Below are 20,847 nucleotides of genomic sequence, written 5' to 3'. Positions count from 1 at the left end.
CTGAAGCGACGAGTACAACCATGAATGACGCAACGCTGTTTACCCAAGTCCGCCCGGCCGGCGGCGAACCGACCTCGGTGCTGGTGCGCGACGGCCGCATCCATGAGGTGGGCGGGACCGCGCCGCAGGGCGTGCCGGTGGTGGAGGGCGGCGGCGCCCTGCTGCTGCCGGGGCTGATCGACGCCCACGCGCATCTGGACAAGACGATGTACGGCATGCCCTGGTACCGCAACGAGGTGGGGCCGCGCCTGATCGACAAGATCGAGAACGAGCGCGCCGAGAAAAAGCGCCTGGGCATCGATCCATACCGCCAGTCCGCGCGCCAGATCGTGATGTCGATCGCGGACGGCACCAGCCATATCCGCAGCCACGTGGACGTGGACACGGACATCGGCCTGGCCGCCATCGAGGGGGTGATGCGCGCCCGCGAGCAGTACCGCGACCAGATCGACGTGGAGATCGTTGCATTCCCGCAAAGCGGGCTGCTGATCCGCCCGGGCACGCTGGCGCTGATGGACGAGGCGCTGCGCATGGGCGCGGAAGTGGTGGGCGGGCTGGACCCGGCCGGCATGGACCGCGATCCCAAGGGCCATCTGGACGCCATCTTCGGCCTGGCGGACAAGCACGGCAAGCCGATAGACATCCACCTGCACGAAGCCGGCGAACTTGGCGCGTTCTCCATGCAGATGACCATAGACCGGGTGCGGGCGCTGGGCATGCAGGGCAAGGTCACCCTGTCGCATTCCTTCTGCCTGGGCATGCCCGACGCGCAGGCCGTGCAGGCGCTGACCGACGGGCTGCTGGAGGCGGGCGTGCACATCATGACGACGGGCTCCGCGTCGCGGCCGGTGCCCAGCGTGGCTCGGCTGCATGCGGCCGGCGTGGTTGTCTGTACGGGCAACGACGGCATGCGCGACACCTGGGGCCCCTACGGCAAGCCCGACATGCTGGAGCGCGCGATGCTGGTGGGCCTGCGCAACAATTTCCGCCGCGACGACGAACTGGCGCTGGCGCTGCACGTGGCCACATACGGCAACGCCCGCGTCATGGGCCTGGCCGATTACGGGCTGGAGCCGGGCTGCCGCGCCGACTTTGTCCTGGTGGACGCGGAAACGGTGGGCGAGGCCATCGTGTCGCGCCCGGTGCGCAAGCTGGTCGTCAAGCGCGGCCGCGTCGTGGCCCGCGATGGCCGCGCATTGGTGCAGGCCCCGTGATGCGGTCCCCGGAAGGTCCCATCCTGCTGACCGCGCGCTGGGTGGTCGGCCACGAGAACGGCCGGCATTGCCTGTACGAGAACGGCGAGGTCGTGTTCGAGGGCGATCGCATCGTCTACGCGGGCCACCGCTATCCGGGGCCGGTCGCGCAACGCCGCGACTATGGCCGGGCGTTGATCGGGCCGGGCTTCGTGGACCTGGACGCGCTGTCCGACCTGGACACCACGATCCTGGGCTTTGACAATTCGCCGGCCTGGAAGAAGGGCCGCATCTGGCCGGAAACCTATATGCGGCGGGGGCCCTACGAGATGTACACCCCCGAGGAACTGGCTTTCCAGAAGCGCTATGCCTTCGCCCAGCTGATCCGCAACGGCATCACGACCGCGCTGCCGATCGCCTCGCTGTTCTACCGCGTGTGGGGCGAGACCCGCGAGGAATTCCTGTCGGCGGCGGATGCCGCCGGCGAACTGGGCCTGCGCGTCTACCTGGGGCCCGCGTACCGCAGCGGCCACACCTATGTGGACGACGCCGGGGCCATCCGCTGCCATTACGATGAAGCGCGCGGCATGGCCGGCCTGGCGCAGGCCCTGGCCTTCTGCGACGAGGTCGAGGGCCGCCACGGCGGCCGCGTGCGCGCCATGCTGTCGCCGGACCGCATCGAGACCTGCACGCCGGACCTGCTGCTCGCGTCCGCCGCCGCGTCGCGCGAGCGCAGCCTGCCGGTCCGCCTGCATTGCTGCCAGTCCCGGCTGGAATACGAACTGGTGCTGGCGCAGCACGGCATGAGCCCGCCGGAGTGGCTGCAAAGCCTGGATTTCCTGTCCGAGCGCGCCTTGCTGCCGCACGGCACCTATGTGTCGGGCTCCAGCCATATCGACCGGCCCGGGCGCGACATCGAAATCATCCGCGACTCGGGCGCCAGCATCGTCCATTGCCCGCTGGTGTCCGGACGCCATGGCGCCACGCTGGAGTCCTTCGCGCGGTATCGCAAGATGGGCGTGAACATCGGCATGGGCACGGACACCTGGCCGCCCGACATGGTGCTGAACATGCAGGTGGGCATGATGCTGTGCCGCGTGGCCGAACGCTCCGCCGAGGCCGTGCGCGCCGAAGACTACTACGACGCCGCCACCGTCGGCGGGGCCGATGCGCTGGGCCGGGGGGACCTGGGCCGGCTGGCGGCGGGCGCCAAGGCCGACATTGTGGTGTTCGATTTTTCCCATGACCGCAACGGCCAGATGATCGATCCGATCCAGACCCTGATGGTGAGCGGCAGCGGCCGCGACGTGTCGCAGGTCGTCATCGACGGACGCTTCGTCATGGTGGACGGCCGCATCCCGGGCTTTGACGCCGTCCAGGCTCAGGCCCAGGCTCAGGCGCAGTTCGACGGCCTGGCGGCCCGCTACCCCGACCGCACCTGGGGGCATCCCCCGGCGGGCGAGATCTTTTCTTCCAGCTATCCGCGTCCCGCAAGGAGTCCGTCATGATGGCAGCCTTACCCAGCGCCGGCCAGCCGGCGCCCGCCAGCGAGCCGACCTTGTCGGTGCGCGGCCTGTCCGTCGAGTTCCCGACCCGCCATGGCGTGCTGGTGGCCACGCGCGACATCAGTTTCGACATCCATCCGGGCGAGATCCTGGGCATGGTGGGCGAGTCCGGCGCGGGCAAGTCGCTGACCGGCATGGCCGTGATCGGCCTGCTGGAGCCGCCGGGGCGCCTGGGCGGCGGAGAGATCCGGCTGGCCGGGCGCCGCATCGACAACCTGCCGCCCAAGGCGCGCCAGCGCCTGCGCGGCAAGGAGATCGGCGCGATCTTCCAGGACCCGCTGACCAGCCTGCATCCCTTGTTCACCGTGGGAGACCAGCTGGTCGAGACCATTCGCCACCACGACAAGGTGTCGGCCGCGGCCGCGCGCCAGCGGGCGCTGGAGCTGCTGCTGGCCGTGGGCATCCCCGCGGCGGACAAGCGCATCGACCACTACCCGCACCAGTTCTCCGGCGGCATGCGCCAGCGCGTCGTGATCGCGCTGGCGCTGGCCGCCCGGCCCGCGCTGATCATCGCCGACGAGCCGACGACCGCGCTGGACGTGTCCGTGCAGGCGCAGATCACGGCGCTGCTGCGCCGCCTGTGCCGGGAGCAGGGCACGTCGGTCCTGCTGGTTACGCACGACATGGGCGTGATCGCCGAGACCGCCGACCGCGTGGCCGTGATGTACGCGGGGCGCATCGTCGAGATCGGGCCGGTGCTGGATGTGCTGCGCCGCCCCGGCCACCCCTATACCCAAGGCCTGATGAACGCCATTCCCGGCCTGCGCCAGCGCGCGGCGCGGCTGAACCAGATCGACGGCGCCATGCCGCGCCTGCACGCCATGCCGGACGGCTGCGCGTTCCATCCGCGCTGCGCCATGGCGGGACCGCGCTGCGGCCAGGCCCGTCCGCCGCTGGCCGCCTCGCCCGCCGGCGCCACCGTCAGCGCCTGCTGGCTGCATCAAGGAGGAGTCGCTCATGCCGCGTAACGATGATGTGCTGTTGCAGGCCGATGACCTGGCCTGCTGGTTCGACGTGTCGCCGCCCTGGCTGGAACGCACGCTCTCGCGCCAGCCCGCCCAGACGCTGAAGGCGGTGGACGGCGTGTCGCTGTCGGTGCCCCGCGGCACGACGCTCAGCATCGTGGGCGAATCTGGCTGCGGCAAGTCCACGCTCGCCAAGCTGCTGGTGGGCCTGGCGCCGCCTACGCGCGGCGCCCTGCATTACGGCCGCAACCGCAAGGGCGGCGCGCTGCATCCGCAGATGATCTTCCAGGACCCCTATGCCAGCCTGAATCCGCGCTGGCGGGTGGGCAACATCGTGGCCGAGCCCATCATCACGCTGGGCCTGCGCGCCACGCCGGCCGAAACGCGGCGCCGCGTGGACGAGCTGCTGGAGCTGGTGGGCCTGTCCGCCAGCGACGCGGGCCGCTTTCCGCATGAGTTCTCGGGCGGCCAGCGCCAGCGCATCTCGATTGCGCGGGCCCTGGCGACGGAGGCGGAGTTCCTGGTGTGCGACGAGCCGACCTCGGCGCTGGACGTGTCGGTGCAGGCGCAGATCCTGAACCTGATGGGCGACCTGCAGCAGGAGTTCGGGCTGACGTATGTGTTCATCAGCCACAACCTGTCGGTGGTGCGGCATGTGTCGGACAGCGTGGCGGTGATGTACCTGGGAAGGATCGTGGAGCAGGCGCCGGCGGATCAGTTGTTCGAGTCGCCGCAGCATCCGTATACGCGGATGCTCCTGGACACCATTCCCGATCTGGATAATCCGCGGCGGGACCGGGAGCCCTTGGGCGGAGAGGTGCCGAATCCGATCCAGCCGCCTTCAGGCTGCACGTTTCATCCGCGCTGCGGACTGGCGCGGGAACAGTGCCGGGGGGAGGAGCCGGTGGCTATGGGGGTGGGGGGGAGGCAGTTGCGGTGTCATGCCGCGGGTTGGGAGAGGGCGGCGGCTTGAGGTTTTTTGGCAACTGCCGCAGGGAGCTTTTGACGCTTGGCACGGCGTTCTTTTCACGCCAGTCCCCCGACGCGCCAGGCTCTGCTGGCTTCAGCTTCTCAGGCGCTGGGGCGGGCGGGGTTCTTGAGGTTCTCGCCACGGGTGGGGGGATGCCGCTACGCGTGCTGGTGTAGCGGATTCCGGTGTCAGACACCTCGGAGCGGAGATGATTCAGGTATCTGACACCCCGGAGATGTCAGATCAAGTTGAAGACTGTCTTGCACGGGTGTCAGACACCGGGCAGGCATCACCGTCCCTCCCGCCGATTGCTGCCGCCCGCGACGATGGGCGGCCTGCGAAGCCCCCCCACCGCCACCCATCAAAAACCAAACTACTTCGCATAAACCAGATCACGAAGCCCCAGCGACAGCCCCGGCCAGTAAGTGATGATCATCAGGCAGACAATCACCACCCCCACGAATGGCACCAGCGGCTTGATCAGCCGTTCCAGCGGCAGCTTGGCCACCGCGCAGGCCGCGAACAGGTTCACCCCGAATGGCGGCGTGATCATGCCCAATGCCAGGTTCACCACCATGATGATCCCGAAGTGCACGGGATCGACGCCGAACTGCAGGGCCACCGGCAGCAGCAAGGGCGCCAGCACCACGATGGACGCCGAGGTCTCGATGAACATGCCGATCACGAACAGCGCGGCGTTCACGCCCATCAGGAACGAGAACTGCGTGTCGAACAGCTGCGCCAGCCACACGCCCAGCGCGTCGGGGATGCCGGCCCGGTTGAGCAGGAAGCTGAACACGCCGGCGTTGGCGATCACGAACATGATGACGGCGGTCGACACCACCGACTTGTGCAGCGTGTCGGACAGCTGCCTGAAGCTCAGGCGGCGGTAGATGAACTTGCCGACGAACACGGCGTACATCACGGCCACGACGGAGGCCTCGGTCGGCGTGAAGATGCCGCCGTAGATGCCGCCCAGGATGATGACGGGCATCAGCAGCGCCAGCCAGGCGCTCTTGAAGGCCGGCCACAGGGGCAGGCGGCCTTCGCCGTCGCGCTTGCCCAGGTTGTTGCGCTTGGCGTAGAGCCACACGTAGAGCATCAGCGCGATGCCGATGAGAATGCCGGGCATCACGCCGGCGATGAACAGTTCGCCGGTGGAGGTGTCGGTCGACACGGCGAACAGGATCATCGGGATGGACGGCGGGATGATCACGCCCAGCTCGGCCGCGCTGGCCTGCAGCGAGGCGGCGAAGGGAGCGGGGTAGCCGTGCCGGATCATGGCCGGGATCAGGATCGCGCCCACCGCGAAGGTGGTGGCCACGCTGGAGCCGGCGACCGCCGCGAAGATCATGCAGGTCAGCACGCAGGTGCAGGCCAGGCCGCCCTGGATGCCGCCCACCACGCTCTTGGCGAATTCCACCATGCGTTCGGAGATGCCGCCGGCCTCCATCAGGTTGCCGGCCAGGATGAAGAAGGGGATGGCGACGAGCGGGTACTTGTCCAGCGCCGCGAACAGCTGCTGGGCGACGACCAGCCAGGGCAGGCCGGTGGCGCCGACGCCCGCCAGGCTGGCCAGGCCGATCGACACGGCGACCGGCACGGACAGCCCGAAGAAAATCAGCATCGAGACAATCATTAATTGGGACATGGCGATATCTGCTGCTCAGGTTCGATGGGGGCGGCTCAGCCTTGCGCGTCGTTGCGCACGGGCACGTCTTCTTCCTCGCCGGCGCACCAGCGGGCGAGCACGGCGATGGCGGCCAGGGTGGCGCCCACGGGGATCGCCAGGTAGATCCAGGAAATCGAGATGTCCAGGCTGGGCACGTTCTGGAAGCGCACGCGCCAGGTCATGTTGCCGCCGATCCAGGCCAGAAAGCCCAGGAAGCCGGCGCAGGTCAGGCCGATGACGGCTTCGAGCGCGCGGCGGCGCGCGCCGCCGAGCAGGTTGCGCAGCAGTTCCACGCTGATCATGGCGCCGTGGCGGAAGGCCAGGGCCACGCCCAGCAGCACCGTCCAGATCAGCAGGGCGCGGGTCAGCACCTCGCTCCAGTCGGCGGGCGAGTGCAGCACGAAGCGGGCGATGACCTGATAGAAGGCGGCGGCCGCGGCGGCCACCAGCAGGAGTTGGGCGAAGACCGAGACCAGCTTGAACAGGCCGCGGTCGAAAGCGCAGAGCAAACGCATGGTGAATCCCGTGAGCGATGTACGCGGAAAGGATGGGGAGTGAAGGGCGGCGGGAGTCGGATCCCGCCGCCAGGGCCCTATGCCCCGAAAAGGCGCAGGCCCCCGCTTACTTGGCGTCGCGGATCGAGTCGATCAGCTTCTTGTCGAACTTCTTGTAGTACTCGGGGTAGGCGGGCTCGACGGCTGCCGCGAAGGCGGCGCGGTCGACTTCGGACACTTGCATGCCTTCCTTCTTCAACTGCTCCGCGCCTGTCTTCTCGATGTTGTCCACGTAGGCGCGCATGGCCTGGGCGGAATCCTTGCCGGCCTTGTCGAAATTGGCCTTGTCGGCGGCCGACAGGCCCTCATAGACGTTGGCGGACATCAGCACCAGCGCCGGGCCGTATACGTGGCCGGTCAGGGACAGGTACTTCTGCATCTGCGACAGCTTGGCCGACGTGATCACCGACAGCGGGTTTTCCTGGCCGTCGATGGTGCCCTGCTGCAGGGCGGTGGCCACTTCAGGCCAGGCCATCGGGGTGGGCAGGATGCCGATCTGGCGGAAGGCGGTGATGTGGATCGGGTTCTCGGTGGTGCGGATCTTCAGGCCCTTGGCGTCCGCCGGGGTCTTGACCGGGCGCACGTTGTTGGTCAGGTGGCGAAAGCCCTGTTCGCCCCAGGCCAGCGCCACGATGCCGCGGCCGGGGAACTTGGCCAGCATGTCCTGGCCGATCTTGCTGTCCAGGACCGTGCGGGCGTGCTGCAGGTCGCGCAACAGGAACGGGATATCGAAAACCCCGGTCTCGGGAACAAAATTCAGGGTAGCCCCTGTCGAAACGATGGCCAGGTCGATGGTGCCGATCTGCAGGCCTTCGATCACCTCGCGTTCGCCGCCCAGCGCGCTGTTGGCGAATTGCTGTACCTTGTACTTGCCGTTGGAGGACGCCTCGATGGACTTGGCCAGCGCATCAGCCCCGGCGCCGTAGTGCGACGAGGTCGACAGGGCGTAGGCCATCTTCAAGGGAGTCTGGGCTGCCGAGGGCAGGGAGGTGGCGGCCGCGCAGGCGGCCAGGATCGTGGCCGCAAGCCAGGATTTACGCATTGTCTTCTCCGGATTTGGTTATCTTTATGGGCGGCTTTGCCTCCCGCCCCCGGGATGATATCGGGATTCAGTTCCGTTTCAGGCGGTTTTTAACTTAGTTGAATGATGGATTTCCCTGATATGTCACAGGCCAAGCGCCCTGGTTTCTGGTCCACCCTGCGCCTGGGCGCAAGGATGATGATGCGCGATGCGCGCGCGGGCGAATTGCGCCTGCTGGTGCTGGCCCTGGTCGTGGCGGTGGCCGCCGTGACCAGCGTGGGCTTCCTGGCCGACCGGGTCGGCCGGGCGCTGGAGCGCGACGCCGGCCAGATGCTGGGGGCGGACCTGGTGCTGGACGCCGACGAGCCGGTGCCCGCCGCTTTCCTCGCGCAGGCTCGCGAGCGCGGCCTGGCGGTGTCCAGCACCTGGCAGTTCCCGTCCATGGTCGGCGCGGGCGACGGCGCCCAGTTGGCGGCGTTGAAAGCCGTGGAGCCCGGCTACCCGCTGCGCGGCGCCTTGCGCGTGACCGAAGCGCCGTTCGCGCCCGACTCGCCCACCCGCGACGTGCCGCCCGAAGGCGCGGTCTGGGTGGATGCGCAGCTGCTTTCCCTGCTGAGCCTGAAGGTGGGCGACACGCTGAACGTGGGCGACGCCCATCTGCGCGTCGACCGCGTGATCACCTATGAGCCGGACCGCGGCATGCAGTTCGTCAACGTGGCCCCGCGCGTGCTGCTGCGCGCCAGCGACCTGCCCGCCACCGGCCTGATCGCACCGGGCAGCCGCATCGGCTATGCGCTGCTGGCCGCCGGCGAGCCCGACGCCGTGGCCGGATATTCGGCTTGGCTTAGCCAGAACCTGAAGCGCGGCCAGAAGGTCGCCACGCTGGAATCGGGCCGTCCGGAAGTGCGCCGCACGCTGGACCGCGCGCAGCGCTTCCTGTCGCTGGTGGCCCTGCTGGCGGTGCTGATTTCGGCGGTGGCCGTGGCGCTGGCTGCCGGCCGCTACATGACCCGGCATCGAGACGGCATCGCGGTCATGCGCTGCCTGGGGGCGGTGCAATCCCAGGTGTCGCGCATGCTGACGCTGGAATTCACGCTGGTCGGCCTGTTCTCGTCGGCCGCCGGCTGCCTGCTCGGCTACGCCGTCCACCAGGTGCTGGTGATGCTGCTGGGCTCGGTCATCGACACCACGTTGCCGGCGCCGTCGGCCATTCCGGCCTTGCAGGGCCTGCTGACCGGGCTTTTGCTGCTGCTGGGGTTTGCCTTGCCGGCGCTGGCGCAACTGCGGCATGTGCCGCCGGCCCGGGTGCTGCGGCGCGACGCGGATACGCTCAGCGCGCGCAGCGCCTTCGGCTATGCCTTGGGCGCGACGGGTTTTGCGCTCCTGATCTGGTGGTTCGCGGGCGACGCCAAGCTGGGCGCCGTGGTGGCGGGCGGCTTCCTGGGCGCGTTCGCGCTGTTCGCGCTGGTGGCCTGGCTGTGCATCCTGGGCCTGGCGCGCGTGCGCGGCCTGGCCGCGGGCCTGCCGGCGCTGCGCTTCGCGCTGGCCGGCGTGGTGCGCCGGCGGGCGGCCACGATCACCCAGGTCTGCGCGCTGGCCGTGGGCCTGATGGCGCTGCTGCTGCTGACCATTACCCGCACCGACCTGATCCAGGGCTGGCAGCGGACCTTGCCGCCGGACGCGCCCAATCGCTTCCTGATCAACGTGCAGCCGGACCAGCGCCAGGCCGTGACGGACGCGCTGACCCGCGAAGGACTCGGCGGGATCACGCTGTCGCCGATGGTGCGCGGGCGCCTGATCGCCGTCAATGGCAAGCCCGTGGGGCCGGACGACTACGAAGAGCCGCGCGCCAAGCGGCTGGTGGATCGCGAGTTCAACCTGTCCTATGGCGACGAGATGCCCTCGTCGAACCGCATCGAGCAGGGCCGCTGGCTGGCGCCGGGTTCCGCCGAGGTCTCGCTGGAATCGGGCCTGGCCAAGACGCTGGGCATCGCGCTGGGCGACAAGATGACCTTCGACGTGGCCGGCCAGCAGGTCGAGGTGGCGGTTTCGGGCACCCGCCGGGTGGATTGGGATACGATGCGCGTGAATTTTTTCGCCATCCTGACCCCCGCCTCGCTGGCCGACATGCCCCAAAGCTGGATCACCTCGTTCTACCTGCCGCCTGAAAAGGCGCCGGTGCTGCCCGCGCTGGTGCGCGAGTTTCCGAACCTGACGGTGTTCGACGTGGGCGCCATCCTGCAGCAGCTGCAGTCCGTGCTGGGCGAAGTGGGCCGCGCGGTGCAGCTGCTGTTCCTGTTCACGCTGGCCGCCGGCGTGCTGGTGCTGTCGGCGGCGCTGACCGCCACGCGCGACGAGCGCATGCGCGAAGCCGCGGTGCTGCGCGCGCTGGGCGCGACCCGCCGACAGCTGGCGCGGTCCCAGCGCATCGAGCTGTGGGCCGTGGGCGGGCTGGCCGGCCTGCTGGCCGCCGCCGGCGCCACCGCGATTGCCTGGGCGTTGTCAACCCTGGTGTTCGACTTCACCATTACCTTCAGCCCCTGGCCGTGGCTGGCGGGCATCGGCGCGGGTATGCTGGGCGCTTGGGCGGGCGGCGCCCTGGCCCTGCGCGGCGTATTGCGCACGCCGCCCCTGGTCACCCTTCGAGAAACCTGATGACGTCCCGCGTCCAAACCATTACCGAACCCGTGGAAAATTCCCGCAGCATTTTTGACCTACTTGGCGGCGAGCCCGGCGTGCGCGCGCTTGTCGACCGCTTCTATGACCTGATGGACATGGAGCCCGACTTAAAGGAGCTGCGCGCCGCCCACGGCCCCAGCCTGGACGAGGCGCGAGACAAGCTCTTCTGGTTTCTTTGCGGGTACTTCGGCGGCCCGGACCACTATATTGAGCGTTTCGGCCATCCCCGGCTGCGCGCGCGGCACCTGCCGTTTTCCATCGGCCAGGCCGAGCGCGACCAGTGGGTGACCTGCATCGGGCGCGCCATGGAGGACCAGGGCGTCGAGCCCGCGCTGGTCGAGCGCCTGCTTGAATCTTTCTACGGCGTGGCCGACTGGATGCGCAACCGTGAAGGCTGAGGACCCGCAATCCGGCGCGCGGCGCCAGGTCTGGGCGGGCCCCCTGGGCGGGGCCATGCTCAGCGACGCCTCGCGCCTGGCGGACGCCGGGCCGGAGGTCTTCAATCCCGCGCACTATGGCGAGCGGGCGCGGCCGGTGGACGCCGGCGGACGCCAGGCCGCCTGGTTCGTGCAAGGGCAGGGCTGGCAGGGCGTGCTGCGGCGCTACCGCCGCGGCGGCATGATCGCCCGCGTCAGCAGCGACGCCTATCTCTGGAACGGCGAGGCGCGCACCCGCAGCTTCCGGGAATACCGCCTGCTGGCGGCCATGCGCGCGCAGGGCCTGCCCGTGCCCGCGCCGCTGGCCGCCGCCTATTGGCGGCAAGGCCCGATCTATCGCGCCGCCATTGTGGTCGAACGGATACCCGGCGTGCGGCCGCTGGCCCAGGCGGTGGCCGAGCCGGTCTGGCAGGCGGTGGCCGATGCCATCGTCCGCATGCACCGGGCGGGCGTCTGGCATGCCGACCTGAATGCCTTCAACATCCTGATCGGCGGCGACGGGCAGGTCTGGCTCATCGATTTCGACCGCGGCACCCAGGGCGCCTTGTCCGAACGGCAGCGCCAGGCCAACCTTGACCGGCTGCGCCGCTCCTTGCGCAAAGTCGCCGGGGAGGCCGGCGAGCGCTTCTGGCTGCGCCTGCGCGACAGTTACTGGACGGCCTGGGGCGTCGGCATCCAGCCCTGACCGCGGTCCGGGCGCCCCAGGGCTCCGATCGCCGCCATCGGGGCCTAATTGCGCCAATCAGCCCCCAAAATTGGGCAGGCCATCGGTAAAAGGCTTTATCATTTCGCCTTTTGGTACTCGTGTCACACACGGCTAATAGCAAGGGGGCTGGTAATGGAACTCAGGCCGGGAATGCGCTGGGCGCTCGGGGCGGTGCTGGCCGCGGCAGCCGCTTCGGCGGCGGTCGCGCAGAACAAGGTCGTCAACGTCTACAACTGGGCCGAGTACACGGCTCCGGACACGATTCCGGGTTTCGAGAAGGAAACCGGCATCAAGGTCCGCTATGACGTCTACGACAGCAACGACACCCTGCAGGCCAAGCTCCTGGCCGGCAAGTCGGGGTACGACGTCGTTGTCCCGTCCACCCATTACGCGTCGCGCCAGATCGAGGCGGGCCTCTTCCAGAAGCTGGACAAGTCCAAGATCCCGAACCTGAAGCACCTGGATCCGGAAGTGATGGCGCTCGTCGCCACCGTCGATCCCGGCAATGAATACGCCGTTCCGTGGGGCTACGGCACCAACGGGCTGGGCTACAACGTCACCAAGGTCCGGCAGATCATGGGCGACAACGTCGACCTGGCCAGCTGGGACATGCTCTTCAAGCCCGAGAACGCCGCCAAGCTGAAGGAATGCGGCATCTCCATGCTGGACGAGGCCGCGCAGGTGTTCCCCGCCGTGCTGAAGTACATGGGCAAGGATCCCAACAGCACCAACGCCGACGACTACAAGGCCGCGCTGGATCTCCTGAAGACGATCCGCCCGTACATCCGCCAGTTCAGCTCGTCGGGGTATATCGACGAACTGGCCGTGGGCGACCTGTGCATGGTCTACGGTTTTTCCGGCGACGTCATGATCGCGCGCAAGCGCGCGCAGGACGCCAAGAAACCCTATGAAGTGAACTACTTCATTCCCAAGGGCGGCGCGCCCGCGTGGTTCGACCTGATGGTCATCCCCAAGGACGCCCCGCATCCCGAAGAGGCGATGGCGTTCATCAACTACATCGAAACGCCGCAGGTCCACGCCGCCATCACCAACACCATGTTCTACCCCAACGCCAACAAGGACGCGCGGCAGTACGTGGTGAAGGACGTGGCCGACAATCCCATGATCTACCCGCCGGCCGAGGTCTCCAAGACCCTGTACGTGATCAAGGCGCTGCCCTTGAACATTTCGCGCCTGCAAAACCGGATGTGGTCCGAGCTGAAGTCTGGAAGATAGTCATCATGAGCGATAGCCGTTACTCGGCGCAGCATTCGGCCGACCCGGACGAGTTCGTCCGGGTCTCCGATGTAGTCAAGATTTTTGGCGACGTGGTCGCCGTGCGCGCCGTCAATCTCTCGGTCAAGCGCAACGAGATTTTCGCGCTGCTGGGCAGTTCGGGCAGCGGCAAGTCCACCTTGCTGCGCATGCTGGCGGGCTTTGAAGACGCCACCTCGGGCCAGATCTGGCTCGATGGCGAGGACATCACCAGCGTGCCGCCGTACCGCCGGCCCGTGAACATGATGTTCCAGTCGTATGCGCTGTTCCCTCACATGACGGTCGAGGCCAACGTGGCCTTCGGCCTGAAGCAGGAAGGCGTGGACCGCGCCGAAATCCACGACCGCGTGTTCGAGGCCCTGGATCTCGTCCAGATGGCCGGGTATTCGCGCCGCAAGCCGAACCAGCTCTCCGGCGGCCAGCAGCAGCGCGTGGCGCTGGCGCGCAGCCTGGTCAAGCGTCCCAAGCTGCTGCTGCTCGACGAGCCCATGTCGGCGCTGGACAAGCAGATCCGCCAGAAGACCCAGATCGAGCTCGTGAAGATCCTGGAGCAGGTCGGCGTGACCTGCATCATGGTGACCCACGACCAGGAAGAAGCCATGACCATGGCGCACCGCCTGGCCGTGATGACCGAAGGCCAGATCGTCCAATGCGGCGCGCCGCAGGACGTCTACGCGTTTCCGAATTCTCGGTTTGTCGCCAGCTTCATCGGATCGACCAACATGTTCACCGGCACGATCGTGGTCGACGAGCCCGACCACGTGGCCATCGAATGCGCCGAGCTCACGCGCCCGCTCTTTGTGAACCACGGCGTCAGCGAGCCGCTGGGCATGGAAGTGCACGTCTCCATCCGCCCCGAGCGACTGGTGGTGTCGCGCGAGCAGCCCGCGGGCGAATACAACTGGGCCCACGGCATGGTCAGCCACATGGCCTGGATGGGCAGCTACGCGCTCTACCAGGTGCGGCTGGATTCCGGCAAGACGGTCGAGGCCAGCGTGCCCAGCCTGCTGCTGGCCCAGATGGACGCCCCGGGCATCGACGAAGAGATCTTCGTGAGCTGGGACGCCGACAGCGCGACGGTGCTGGCGTCATGATCCGCTTTTCGCCCCGCGACTGGTTGCCGTCGGGCCGGGCGCTGGCGGTGGTGCCGCCGTTCGCCTGGCTGGTGCTGTTCCTGCTGCTGCCGTTCCTGCTGGTGCTCAAGATCAGCTTCGCCGAAGTCAACTTCGGCATTCCGCCCTATACGCCGCTGGCCGAGTTCAAGGACGAAGCGGTGCAGTTCAGCCTGCACCTGCGCGGCTACATCCTGCTGTTCACCGACAGCCTGTACTTCAAGACCTACCTGAGCTCCGTGAAGATCGCCTTCATCACCACGCTGGTCTGCGTGCTGATCGGCTATCCCATCGCGTACTACATCGCCCGGTCCTCGCCGCGGGTGCGCAACCTGCTGCTGCTGGGCGTGATCCTGCCGTTCTGGACCTCGCTGCTGCTGCGCGTGTATGCCTGGGTGGGCATCCTGCGCAACGACGGCATCCTGAACAACCTGCTGCAGAGCCTGGGCATCATTTCCAGCCCGCTGGAAATCTACCGCACCGACCTCGCCGTCTATATCGGCATGGTCTATGCCTACCTGCCGTTCTTCATCCTGCCGCTGTACGCCACGCTGGTGAAGATGGACCTGCGCCTCCTGGAAGCCGCCTACGACCTGGGCGCCAAGCCCTGGCAGGCCTTCTGGCAGATCACCGTGCCGCTGTCGCGCCAGGGCGTGATCGCCGGCGCCATGCTGGTGTTCATTCCGGCGGTGGGCGAATTCGTCATTCCGGAAATGCTGGGCGGCGCCAATACGCTGATGATGGGCCGGGTCATGTGGTATGAATTCTTCAGCAACGCCGACTGGCCCATGGCCTCGGCCGTGACCTGCGTGATGGTCCTGCTGCTGCTCGTGCCGCTGGTGTACTTCCAGTACAACCAGGTCAAGCAGCAAGAGCTCGCCGGCGGAGGCCGCAAATGAACGGACCCAACAAGACCCTGCGCGCCGTGGTGCTGGGGCTGGGCTACTTCTTCCTGTACGTGCCCATCATCAGCCTGATGGTGTTCTCGTTCAACGCCTCGCCCACCGTCACCTCCTGGACCGGCTTCTCGTTCCGCTGGTATCACTCGCTCCTGAACGACGACGCGCTGCTGCGCGCGGCCTGGCTGTCGTTCCGCATCGCGGCCTTGACGGCCACCGCCGCGGTCGTCATCGGCACCTGGGCGGGCTACGTGCTCGGGCGCATGGGCCGCTTTCGCGGCTTCACGCTCTATGTTGGCATGCTCAGCGCGCCGCTCGTCATTCCCGAGGTCGTGCTGGGCATCTCGCTCCTGCTGATGTTCGTGGAATTGCGCGGCAGCCTGGGCTGGCCGGCCGAGAACGGCATCTTCACGATCTGGGTCGGCCACGTCACGTTGTGCATGGCGTTCGTGGCGATCGTCATCCAGACCCGCATCCGCGACCTGGACCGGTCGCTGGAAGAAGCCGCGCTGGACCTGGGCGCGACACCCATGACGGTGTTCTTCAAGATCACCCTGCCGCTCATCGCCCCGGCGCTGGCGTCGGCCTGGCTGCTGTCCTTCACGCTGTCGCTGGACGACGTCGTCCTGGCGTCGTTCCTGTCCGGCCCCAGTTCCACCACGCTGCCCATGGAGGTTTTCTCCCGGGTGCGCCTGGGGCTGAAACCCGAGATCAACGCGCTCGCCACCCTGTTCATCCTGGGCGTGGGCACCTGCGTGATCCTCGCCAACCGCATGCAATGGCGCAAGGAGTCCGAATCCAAATGAAGCAAACCACCCTGTATGGCCTGACCAAGTGCAGCACCTGCGTCAAGGCGCGCGACTGGCTGAGCGAGCACGGCGTCGACCACGCCTTCGTGGACTACCGCGACCACCCCGTGCCCGCCGCCACGCTGAAATCCTGGTCCGACCAGCTCGGCGGCTGGGAAAAACTGGTCAACCGCGCTTCCATGACATGGCGCAACCTGCCCGAAGACCGCAAGACGGCCCACACCGACGCGCAATGGAGCAAGCTGATCGCCGAGTACCCGGCGCTGGTGCGCCGTCCGGTCACGGTGACGCCGGATGGCGAGGTGAGCGTTGGCTTCAGCGAAAAGCGCTACGGCGAACGTTTCGCCTGAGCCCGCGGCGATGGCCGGCGGGGCCCCGCAAGGCGCCGGCCAGGCGCTGCCCGATGCCTTTTTCGACCGCGACGCGGCCCAGCTCGCTCGCGAGCTGCTGGGCAAGGTGATCCGCCATCGCGTCGACGGCCTGTGGCTGTCGGCGCGCATCATCGAGACCGAGGCCTACTACCTGGAAGAGCGGGGCAGTCACGCCTCGCTGGGCTACACGCACAAGCGCCGCGCCCTGTTCATGGATGGCGGCACGGTCTACATGTATTACGCCCGGGGCGGGGATTCGCTGAACTTCAGCGCCGCGGGTCCGGGCAACGCGGTCCTGATCAAGTCCGCTCACCCCTGGACGGACGCGCTGTCCGGCCCCGAGTCGCTGGCCCGCATGCAGCAACTGAATCCCGACGCGCAAGGGCGTCCGCGTCCGCCCGCCGGCCTGTGCGCCGGCCAGACGCTGCTGTGCCGCGCCCTGGGGCTGAAGGTGCCGGACTGGGACGCGCGCCGCTTTGATCCCGACGCCCTGTATGTCGAGGGTGTCGGCGAGGCCCCCGCGATGCTGATCTGCACCACGCGCCTGGGCATTCCGGCGGGGCGCGACGAACACTTGAGCTATCGCTTCGTGGATCCGGCCTACGCCGCCTTCTGCACGCGCAACCCCTTGCGGCGCGGCCAGCGCGCCGGGCATGACTATGTGTGGGTGGACCGCCAGGGCATCGTGCTGGCCGAGGCGCCCGCGGGCGGCTAGAGGCGGTTTTCCAGGGCGCGCCGAATCAGGGATTCGCGCATTTTTGCGTACTTCTGCTTGATGCGGCGGCGATTGAGCCGCTTGCTCCAGGCGTACAGCGGCACCAGCGGCAACACGCCAAAGCCGTCGACCAGGTACAGGCCCCGCTTGCCATCGGCGTTCATGCCCACGGCGATATTGCTGGCCGACACGTCGTTCACCACCACATGGGCGTCGGCCAGGTCATCGAAGAACTCGTCCATCTGCGCTTTGAGCGTATCGTCGAGCAGGCCTTTCCTGGCCAGTTCCTTCACGTTGGGGGCCATGTTGCCGGCTTCGTCGGTGATTTTCTCGACCAGCAGGCCCAGGCCCAGCGTCGTTTGCGCCACGCCCAGGATGCGCGCCATGGGCACCTGCCACACGCCGGAGGGACGGGTGGTGGTGGTGACGTATTCCGAGATTTCCTTCAGATACACGCGGTAGGCGCTTTCGCGCTGGTACTGCTTGTACCAGCGCTTGAACGGCCGATCTTCCAGATAGACGGCGTGCGCGCGCATATTCACGACCTTGACGAGCATGGCCGGTGAATGGGGATGCTGGTAGATTTGCCGGTCCGAGCCCGCCGCGATCGGCGTCTGGGTATTCAGATCCAGGGGGCCGAATACGGACTGAAACGAACCGGGCAGTTTGGAGGGGGAGAAATGGGCTGGATTCAAAGCAGCAAGCGGAGCCGTTGAGATGGCCGACAGTTTAATCCCGTTACGTCTTCGCGTCTTCCCGCTCGTCCTTGAACAAGGGCTGCTGGCTGCACAGAGGCAGGGACGGGACCTACAATTCGCGCTTTGGAGATGCATCTTTTGAACGACATTCTGCTTTGGGTCGCCGCCGGCGGCGCCGTGCTGGCTTTTCTGGCGGCGGTGCTGGCATGGCTGCGCCCCGCCGCGTCCGACGCCCGCCTGGACGCCTTGCTGGAGGGGCTGGAAAGGACCGAGCGCGCGCTGCGCGCCGACATCGCCGAGGGCCAGCGCGGCCTGCGCAGCGAATTCGCGGAATCCACGCGCGCCCTGCGGGTCGAACTGTCGCAGTCGCATGGCGAGCTGCGCGCCGGCCTGTCGCGCGACGCGCAGGCGGCCCGCGCCGAGTCCGCCGAATCGCTGGCCCGTTTCGCGACTGGTTTCGGCGAGCAATTGCAGGGTCTTATCCAGATCAACGAGCGCCGCCTGATGGAGGTGCGCGCCACGGTGGACCAGCGCCTGCAGTTGTTGCAGGCTGACAACAGCGCCAAGCTCGACGAGATGCGCCGGACCGTGGACGAAAAGCTCCATGCGACCCTGGAGCAGCGCCTGGGCGAATCCTTCAAGCTGGTGTCGGACCGCCTGGAAGCCGTGCACAAGGGGCTGGGCGAGATGCAGGCCCTGGCCGCGGGCGTCGGCGACCTGAAGCGTGTGCTGACCAACGTGAAGTCGCGTGGCACCTGGGGCGAAGTGCAGCTGGCCCGGCTGATCGAAGACAACATGACGCCGGACCAGTACGCCAGCAACATCAAGCCCGTGCCGGGCAGCGAGGCGGTGGTCGAATTCGCCATCCGCCTGCCCGGCCGCGGCGATGGCGGCGAACCCGTCTGGCTGCCGATCGACGCCAAGTTCCCCAAGGAAGAGTACGAGCGCCTCATGGACGCGCAGGAGGCGGCGGACGCCGAAGGCGTGAAGGCAGCAGGCGCCGCTCTGGGCAGGGCGGTCGAGCTGCAGGCGCGGCTGATCGCCAGCAAATACGTGGCGCCGCCCCACACGACCGATTTCGCCATCATGTTCCTGCCCACGGAAAGCCTCTATGCCGAGGTCCTGCGGCGGCCAGGCCTCCTGGACAAGCTGCATGACCTGCGCATCAACGTGGCGGGCCCCAGCAACCTGGCGGCGCTGCTGAACAGCCTGCAGATGGGATTCCGCACGCTGGCGATCGAGCAGCGTTCGTCCGAAGTCTGGCAGGTGCTGCGCGCGGTCAAGACCGAATTCGGCAAATTCGGCGAAGCGCTGGCCAGCGTCAAGAAGACGCTGGACACGGCCAGCAACAAGATCGGCCAGACCGAAGTCCGCACCCGCGCCATGCTCAGGAACCTGAAGAGCGTGGAGGCGCTGCCCGAAGCCGATGCCCTGCGCCTGCTGGGCGGGGCGCAGGCCGGCGACGCGGCCGAGGCGGAAGACGACGCGCAGGACCTGGACGCGCCGTCCGCGGGCGCCATCTGATCCGTCCCGTCGGACGCATCAGACGCGCGCCAATCCGGGCGCGCTTGTTGCCCGCCCCTACAGCCGATATCCTCATGCTTACGGCAATTCGCCGTCGATACCTGGAGCATCGTAAGCATGAGCACCGCCGAACGCCATGATTCTTCCTCCCTCGACGCGACGGCGCTGGCCGCCGATATCGCCCAAGGAGCCACCACGGCGTTTGCCGCAATGCAGCAAGCCGTGGACAGGGTGGCGGCCCGCAACCCCTCGGTCAACGCGGCCTGCGGCCTGCAGGCCGAGGCCGGCCTGAGCCTGGCCCGCTCCCTGGACGACGAACTGGCCGCGCTGCCGCCCGAACAGCGACTGGCGCAACTGCGCGACCGCCCCTTCCTGGGCGTGCCCACGCTGCTCAAGGACCTGGGCACCGCCGCCATCGGCCTGCCCAGCGCCATGGGGTCGGTGCTGTACGGCCATGTGGAATGGAATGTCGATGCCGAGATCGTCAAGCGTTACCGCCGCGCCGGCCTGATTCCGTTCGGCCGCAGCACCAGCGCCGAACTCGGCCTGAGCCCCACCACCGAATCCCCGGCCTACGGCCCTCCCACGCAAAACCCCTGGAAACGCGGCCATAGCGCGGGCGGCTCCAGCGGGGGCGCGGGCGCGGCGCTGGCCAGCGGCATGGTGCGCATCGCGCACGGCAGCGACGGCGGCGGCTCGATCCGCATTCCCGCGTCCTGCTGCGGGGTGCTGGGCCTGAAACCCTCGCGCGGACTGATGCCTCTGGGGCCGTTGAAGGGCGAAGGCTGGGGCGGCCTGGCCACCGAACACATGATGACCCTGTCCGTGCGCGATTGCGCGGCGTCGCTGGATATCAGCGCGGGCGCCGACGTGGGCGCGCCCTACGCCGCGCCCGCCCAGCCCGCGCAATCCTACCGCGCCGTCGTGGCGCGGGTGGCCGCCGATCCGCACGCCGCCGCGCGCCGCCGCATCGCCTTCATCAACACCACCTACGAAGGCGGCGCCATCCATCCCGACGTCGCCGCGACGCTGGACGAGGCCGCCAGGTTCTTTGCGTCCCTGGGGCACGAACTGATGCAGGCCGCCCCGCCCGTGGGTTCCGAGGAAGTCCTGTCCCCCATGCTGCCCCTGATCGCGAGCGCGGCGGCCAACGCCATCGACAGCTTCGTGGCCGCGCGCGGCAGGCGCCTGGCCGCCGATGAATTGCAGCCCACCACGCTGGGCGCCCGCGAGTACGCCCGGGCCATTTCCGGCTCGCAGTATGTGGCCTGCGTCGACACCTGCCATGAAATCACCCGCCGCATCGGCCACTTCCTGCATCGCGACGGTTCCCGGGGCTACGACCTGTTCCTCTGCCCGGTGCTGGCGCAGCCGCCGGCGCCTATCGGCCGCTACGCCATGGACAACGCCGACTACCTGGCCTACCGTCTGGGCAAGAAGGGCGTCATCGGCTATTCGCCGTTTGCGCCGCTGGCCAACCTGACCGGCATGCCGGCCATTTCCATTCCCTTCGGGATGTCGGCCGACGGCCTGCCCATCGGCATCCAGCTCATGGGGCCGCTGGGCAGCGAGGCGCTGTTGCTGGAACTGGCGGCGCAGGTCGAGGCGCTGCGCCCCTGGCCCCTGGTGGCGCCGATGGCCAGATAAGCGCGCAGGAGCGAATCGCGCCGCTTCGGCCCGTG

The 20,847-nt window shown here is 68.0% G+C and carries 19 protein-coding genes; 15 read left to right on the top strand and 4 right to left on the bottom strand.

Annotated elements, in window-relative coordinates; genetic code table 11:
* Positions 1-20: 20 nt before the first annotated feature.
* Genes ACFWP0_RS08815 through ACFWP0_RS08800 form a run of 4 tightly spaced genes read left to right on the top strand, consistent with a single transcriptional unit; the run spans position 21 to position 4,696 of the window.
* Entirely contained in the window at positions 21-1,214 is a 1,194-nt protein-coding gene (locus ACFWP0_RS08815; RefSeq protein ID WP_377841290.1) for an amidohydrolase family protein, read from the top strand.
* Positions 1,214-2,701 (top strand): amidohydrolase family protein, encoded by a 1,488-nt coding sequence (locus ACFWP0_RS08810; protein ID WP_377841288.1) that lies wholly within the window; start codon positions 1,214-1,216, stop codon positions 2,699-2,701. Before ACFWP0_RS08815 ends, ACFWP0_RS08810 begins: the two co-directional genes overlap by 1 nt.
* A complete protein-coding gene (locus ACFWP0_RS08805; protein WP_377841286.1) occupies positions 2,698-3,726 on the top strand; it encodes an ABC transporter ATP-binding protein in 1,029 nt (342 codons plus the stop codon). The genes ACFWP0_RS08810 and ACFWP0_RS08805 overlap by 4 nt, the downstream gene beginning before the upstream one ends.
* The gene (locus ACFWP0_RS08800; RefSeq protein ID WP_377841284.1) at positions 3,716-4,696 is read left to right on the top strand and encodes an ABC transporter ATP-binding protein; all 981 of its coding nucleotides are present in this window, start codon (positions 3,716-3,718) and stop codon (positions 4,694-4,696) included. The genes ACFWP0_RS08805 and ACFWP0_RS08800 overlap by 11 nt, the downstream gene beginning before the upstream one ends.
* Before the next feature lie 370 nt (positions 4,697-5,066).
* Here ACFWP0_RS08800 and ACFWP0_RS08795 read toward each other — a convergent pair whose 3' ends face one another.
* From ACFWP0_RS08795 to ACFWP0_RS08785, 3 genes are all read right to left on the bottom strand, one after another.
* On the bottom strand, positions 5,067-6,344 hold the full coding sequence (locus ACFWP0_RS08795) for a TRAP transporter large permease (RefSeq protein WP_377841282.1): 1,278 nt from the start codon (positions 6,342-6,344) through the stop codon (positions 5,067-5,069).
* A gap of 35 nt (positions 6,345-6,379) precedes the next feature.
* A complete protein-coding gene (locus ACFWP0_RS08790; protein ID WP_377841281.1) occupies positions 6,380-6,880 on the bottom strand; it encodes a TRAP transporter small permease in 501 nt (166 codons plus the stop codon).
* Positions 6,881-6,986: 106 nt separating this feature from the next.
* The gene (locus ACFWP0_RS08785) at positions 6,987-7,961 is read right to left on the bottom strand and encodes a TRAP transporter substrate-binding protein (RefSeq protein ID WP_377841279.1); all 975 of its coding nucleotides are present in this window, start codon (positions 7,959-7,961) and stop codon (positions 6,987-6,989) included.
* A 102-nt stretch (positions 7,962-8,063) separates the two neighbouring features.
* On the opposite strand from ACFWP0_RS08785, the gene ACFWP0_RS08780 reads away from it, so the two are divergent.
* From ACFWP0_RS08780 to ACFWP0_RS08740, 9 genes are all read left to right on the top strand, one after another.
* Positions 8,064-10,595: an ABC transporter permease gene (locus tag ACFWP0_RS08780; protein ID WP_377841277.1), complete on the top strand. Its 2,532-nt coding sequence runs from the start codon at positions 8,064-8,066 to the stop codon at positions 10,593-10,595.
* A complete protein-coding gene (locus ACFWP0_RS08775) occupies positions 10,595-11,017 on the top strand; it encodes a group II truncated hemoglobin (RefSeq protein WP_377841275.1) in 423 nt (140 codons plus the stop codon). The genes ACFWP0_RS08780 and ACFWP0_RS08775 overlap by 1 nt, the downstream gene beginning before the upstream one ends.
* A complete protein-coding gene (locus ACFWP0_RS08770) occupies positions 11,007-11,741 on the top strand; it encodes a 3-deoxy-D-manno-octulosonic acid kinase (protein ID WP_377841274.1) in 735 nt (244 codons plus the stop codon). The genes ACFWP0_RS08775 and ACFWP0_RS08770 overlap by 11 nt, the downstream gene beginning before the upstream one ends.
* 153 nt (positions 11,742-11,894) lie before the next feature.
* Entirely contained in the window at positions 11,895-12,998 is a 1,104-nt protein-coding gene (locus ACFWP0_RS08765; RefSeq protein ID WP_377841273.1) for a polyamine ABC transporter substrate-binding protein, read from the top strand.
* 5 nt (positions 12,999-13,003) lie between these two features.
* A complete protein-coding gene (locus ACFWP0_RS08760) occupies positions 13,004-14,131 on the top strand; it encodes an ABC transporter ATP-binding protein (RefSeq protein ID WP_377841272.1) in 1,128 nt (375 codons plus the stop codon).
* Positions 14,128-15,048, top strand: coding sequence for an ABC transporter permease subunit (locus ACFWP0_RS08755; protein ID WP_377841270.1), 921 nt, complete (start codon positions 14,128-14,130; stop codon positions 15,046-15,048). The genes ACFWP0_RS08760 and ACFWP0_RS08755 overlap by 4 nt, the downstream gene beginning before the upstream one ends.
* Positions 15,045-15,854: an ABC transporter permease subunit gene (locus ACFWP0_RS08750; RefSeq protein ID WP_377841267.1), complete on the top strand. Its 810-nt coding sequence runs from the start codon at positions 15,045-15,047 to the stop codon at positions 15,852-15,854. The genes ACFWP0_RS08755 and ACFWP0_RS08750 overlap by 4 nt, the downstream gene beginning before the upstream one ends.
* Positions 15,851-16,207 (top strand): Spx/MgsR family RNA polymerase-binding regulatory protein, encoded by a 357-nt coding sequence (locus tag ACFWP0_RS08745; RefSeq protein ID WP_377841266.1) that lies wholly within the window; start codon positions 15,851-15,853, stop codon positions 16,205-16,207. Before ACFWP0_RS08750 ends, ACFWP0_RS08745 begins: the two co-directional genes overlap by 4 nt.
* Positions 16,208-16,217: 10 nt before the next feature.
* Positions 16,218-16,943 (top strand): DNA-3-methyladenine glycosylase, encoded by a 726-nt coding sequence (locus tag ACFWP0_RS08740; protein WP_377841264.1) that lies wholly within the window; start codon positions 16,218-16,220, stop codon positions 16,941-16,943.
* On the opposite strand, the gene ACFWP0_RS08735 is transcribed toward ACFWP0_RS08740, so the two are convergent.
* On the bottom strand, positions 16,940-17,608 hold the full coding sequence (locus ACFWP0_RS08735) for a YrbL family protein (protein ID WP_377841853.1): 669 nt from the start codon (positions 17,606-17,608) through the stop codon (positions 16,940-16,942). The two genes, ACFWP0_RS08740 and ACFWP0_RS08735, sit on opposite strands and share 4 nt — an antisense overlap.
* A 162-nt stretch (positions 17,609-17,770) precedes the next feature.
* Here ACFWP0_RS08735 and rmuC point away from each other — a divergent pair, with 162 nt between their 5' ends.
* Positions 17,771-19,165 (top strand): DNA recombination protein RmuC, encoded by a 1,395-nt coding sequence (gene rmuC / locus ACFWP0_RS08730; RefSeq protein ID WP_377841263.1) that lies wholly within the window; start codon positions 17,771-17,773, stop codon positions 19,163-19,165.
* Positions 19,166-19,282: 117 nt separating this feature from the next.
* On the top strand, positions 19,283-20,812 hold the full coding sequence (locus tag ACFWP0_RS08725; protein WP_377841261.1) for an amidase: 1,530 nt from the start codon (positions 19,283-19,285) through the stop codon (positions 20,810-20,812).
* The last annotated feature ends 35 nt before the right edge of the window (positions 20,813-20,847 follow it).

The organism is Achromobacter sp. NPDC058515 (assembly GCF_042721735.1).
Taxonomy (GTDB): Bacteria; Pseudomonadota; Gammaproteobacteria; order Burkholderiales; family Burkholderiaceae_B; genus Achromobacter.
The sequence above is the reverse complement of the archived record's forward strand: the minus strand, read 5'-3'. Positions and strand labels throughout refer to the sequence as shown.

Excerpts from the sequence above, each read along its gene's own strand:
- ACFWP0_RS08810 (WP_377841288.1), top strand. The coding sequence starts at position 1,214 with ATGCGGTCCCCGGAAGGTCCCATCCTGCTGACCGCGCGCTGGGTGGTC.
- ACFWP0_RS08760 (WP_377841272.1), top strand. The coding sequence starts at position 13,004 with ATGAGCGATAGCCGTTACTCGGCGCAGCATTCGGCCGACCCGGACGAG.
- rmuC (WP_377841263.1), top strand. The coding sequence starts at position 17,771 with ATGCATCTTTTGAACGACATTCTGCTTTGGGTCGCCGCCGGCGGCGCC.
- ACFWP0_RS08805 (WP_377841286.1), top strand. The coding sequence starts at position 2,698 with ATGATGGCAGCCTTACCCAGCGCCGGCCAGCCGGCGCCCGCCAGCGAG.
- ACFWP0_RS08740 (WP_377841264.1), top strand. The coding sequence starts at position 16,218 with ATGGCCGGCGGGGCCCCGCAAGGCGCCGGCCAGGCGCTGCCCGATGCC.
- ACFWP0_RS08725 (WP_377841261.1), top strand. The coding sequence starts at position 19,283 with ATGAGCACCGCCGAACGCCATGATTCTTCCTCCCTCGACGCGACGGCG.
- ACFWP0_RS08795 (WP_377841282.1), bottom strand. The coding sequence starts at position 6,344 with ATGTCCCAATTAATGATTGTCTCGATGCTGATTTTCTTCGGGCTGTCC.
- ACFWP0_RS08800 (WP_377841284.1), top strand. The coding sequence starts at position 3,716 with ATGCCGCGTAACGATGATGTGCTGTTGCAGGCCGATGACCTGGCCTGC.
- ACFWP0_RS08775 (WP_377841275.1), top strand. The coding sequence starts at position 10,595 with ATGACGTCCCGCGTCCAAACCATTACCGAACCCGTGGAAAATTCCCGC.
- ACFWP0_RS08790 (WP_377841281.1), bottom strand. The coding sequence starts at position 6,880 with ATGCGTTTGCTCTGCGCTTTCGACCGCGGCCTGTTCAAGCTGGTCTCG.
- ACFWP0_RS08765 (WP_377841273.1), top strand. The coding sequence starts at position 11,895 with ATGGAACTCAGGCCGGGAATGCGCTGGGCGCTCGGGGCGGTGCTGGCC.
- ACFWP0_RS08785 (WP_377841279.1), bottom strand. The coding sequence starts at position 7,961 with ATGCGTAAATCCTGGCTTGCGGCCACGATCCTGGCCGCCTGCGCGGCC.
- ACFWP0_RS08815 (WP_377841290.1), top strand. The coding sequence starts at position 21 with ATGAATGACGCAACGCTGTTTACCCAAGTCCGCCCGGCCGGCGGCGAA.
- ACFWP0_RS08780 (WP_377841277.1), top strand. The coding sequence starts at position 8,064 with ATGATGGATTTCCCTGATATGTCACAGGCCAAGCGCCCTGGTTTCTGG.
- ACFWP0_RS08750 (WP_377841267.1), top strand. The coding sequence starts at position 15,045 with ATGAACGGACCCAACAAGACCCTGCGCGCCGTGGTGCTGGGGCTGGGC.
- ACFWP0_RS08755 (WP_377841270.1), top strand. The coding sequence starts at position 14,128 with ATGATCCGCTTTTCGCCCCGCGACTGGTTGCCGTCGGGCCGGGCGCTG.
- ACFWP0_RS08745 (WP_377841266.1), top strand. The coding sequence starts at position 15,851 with ATGAAGCAAACCACCCTGTATGGCCTGACCAAGTGCAGCACCTGCGTC.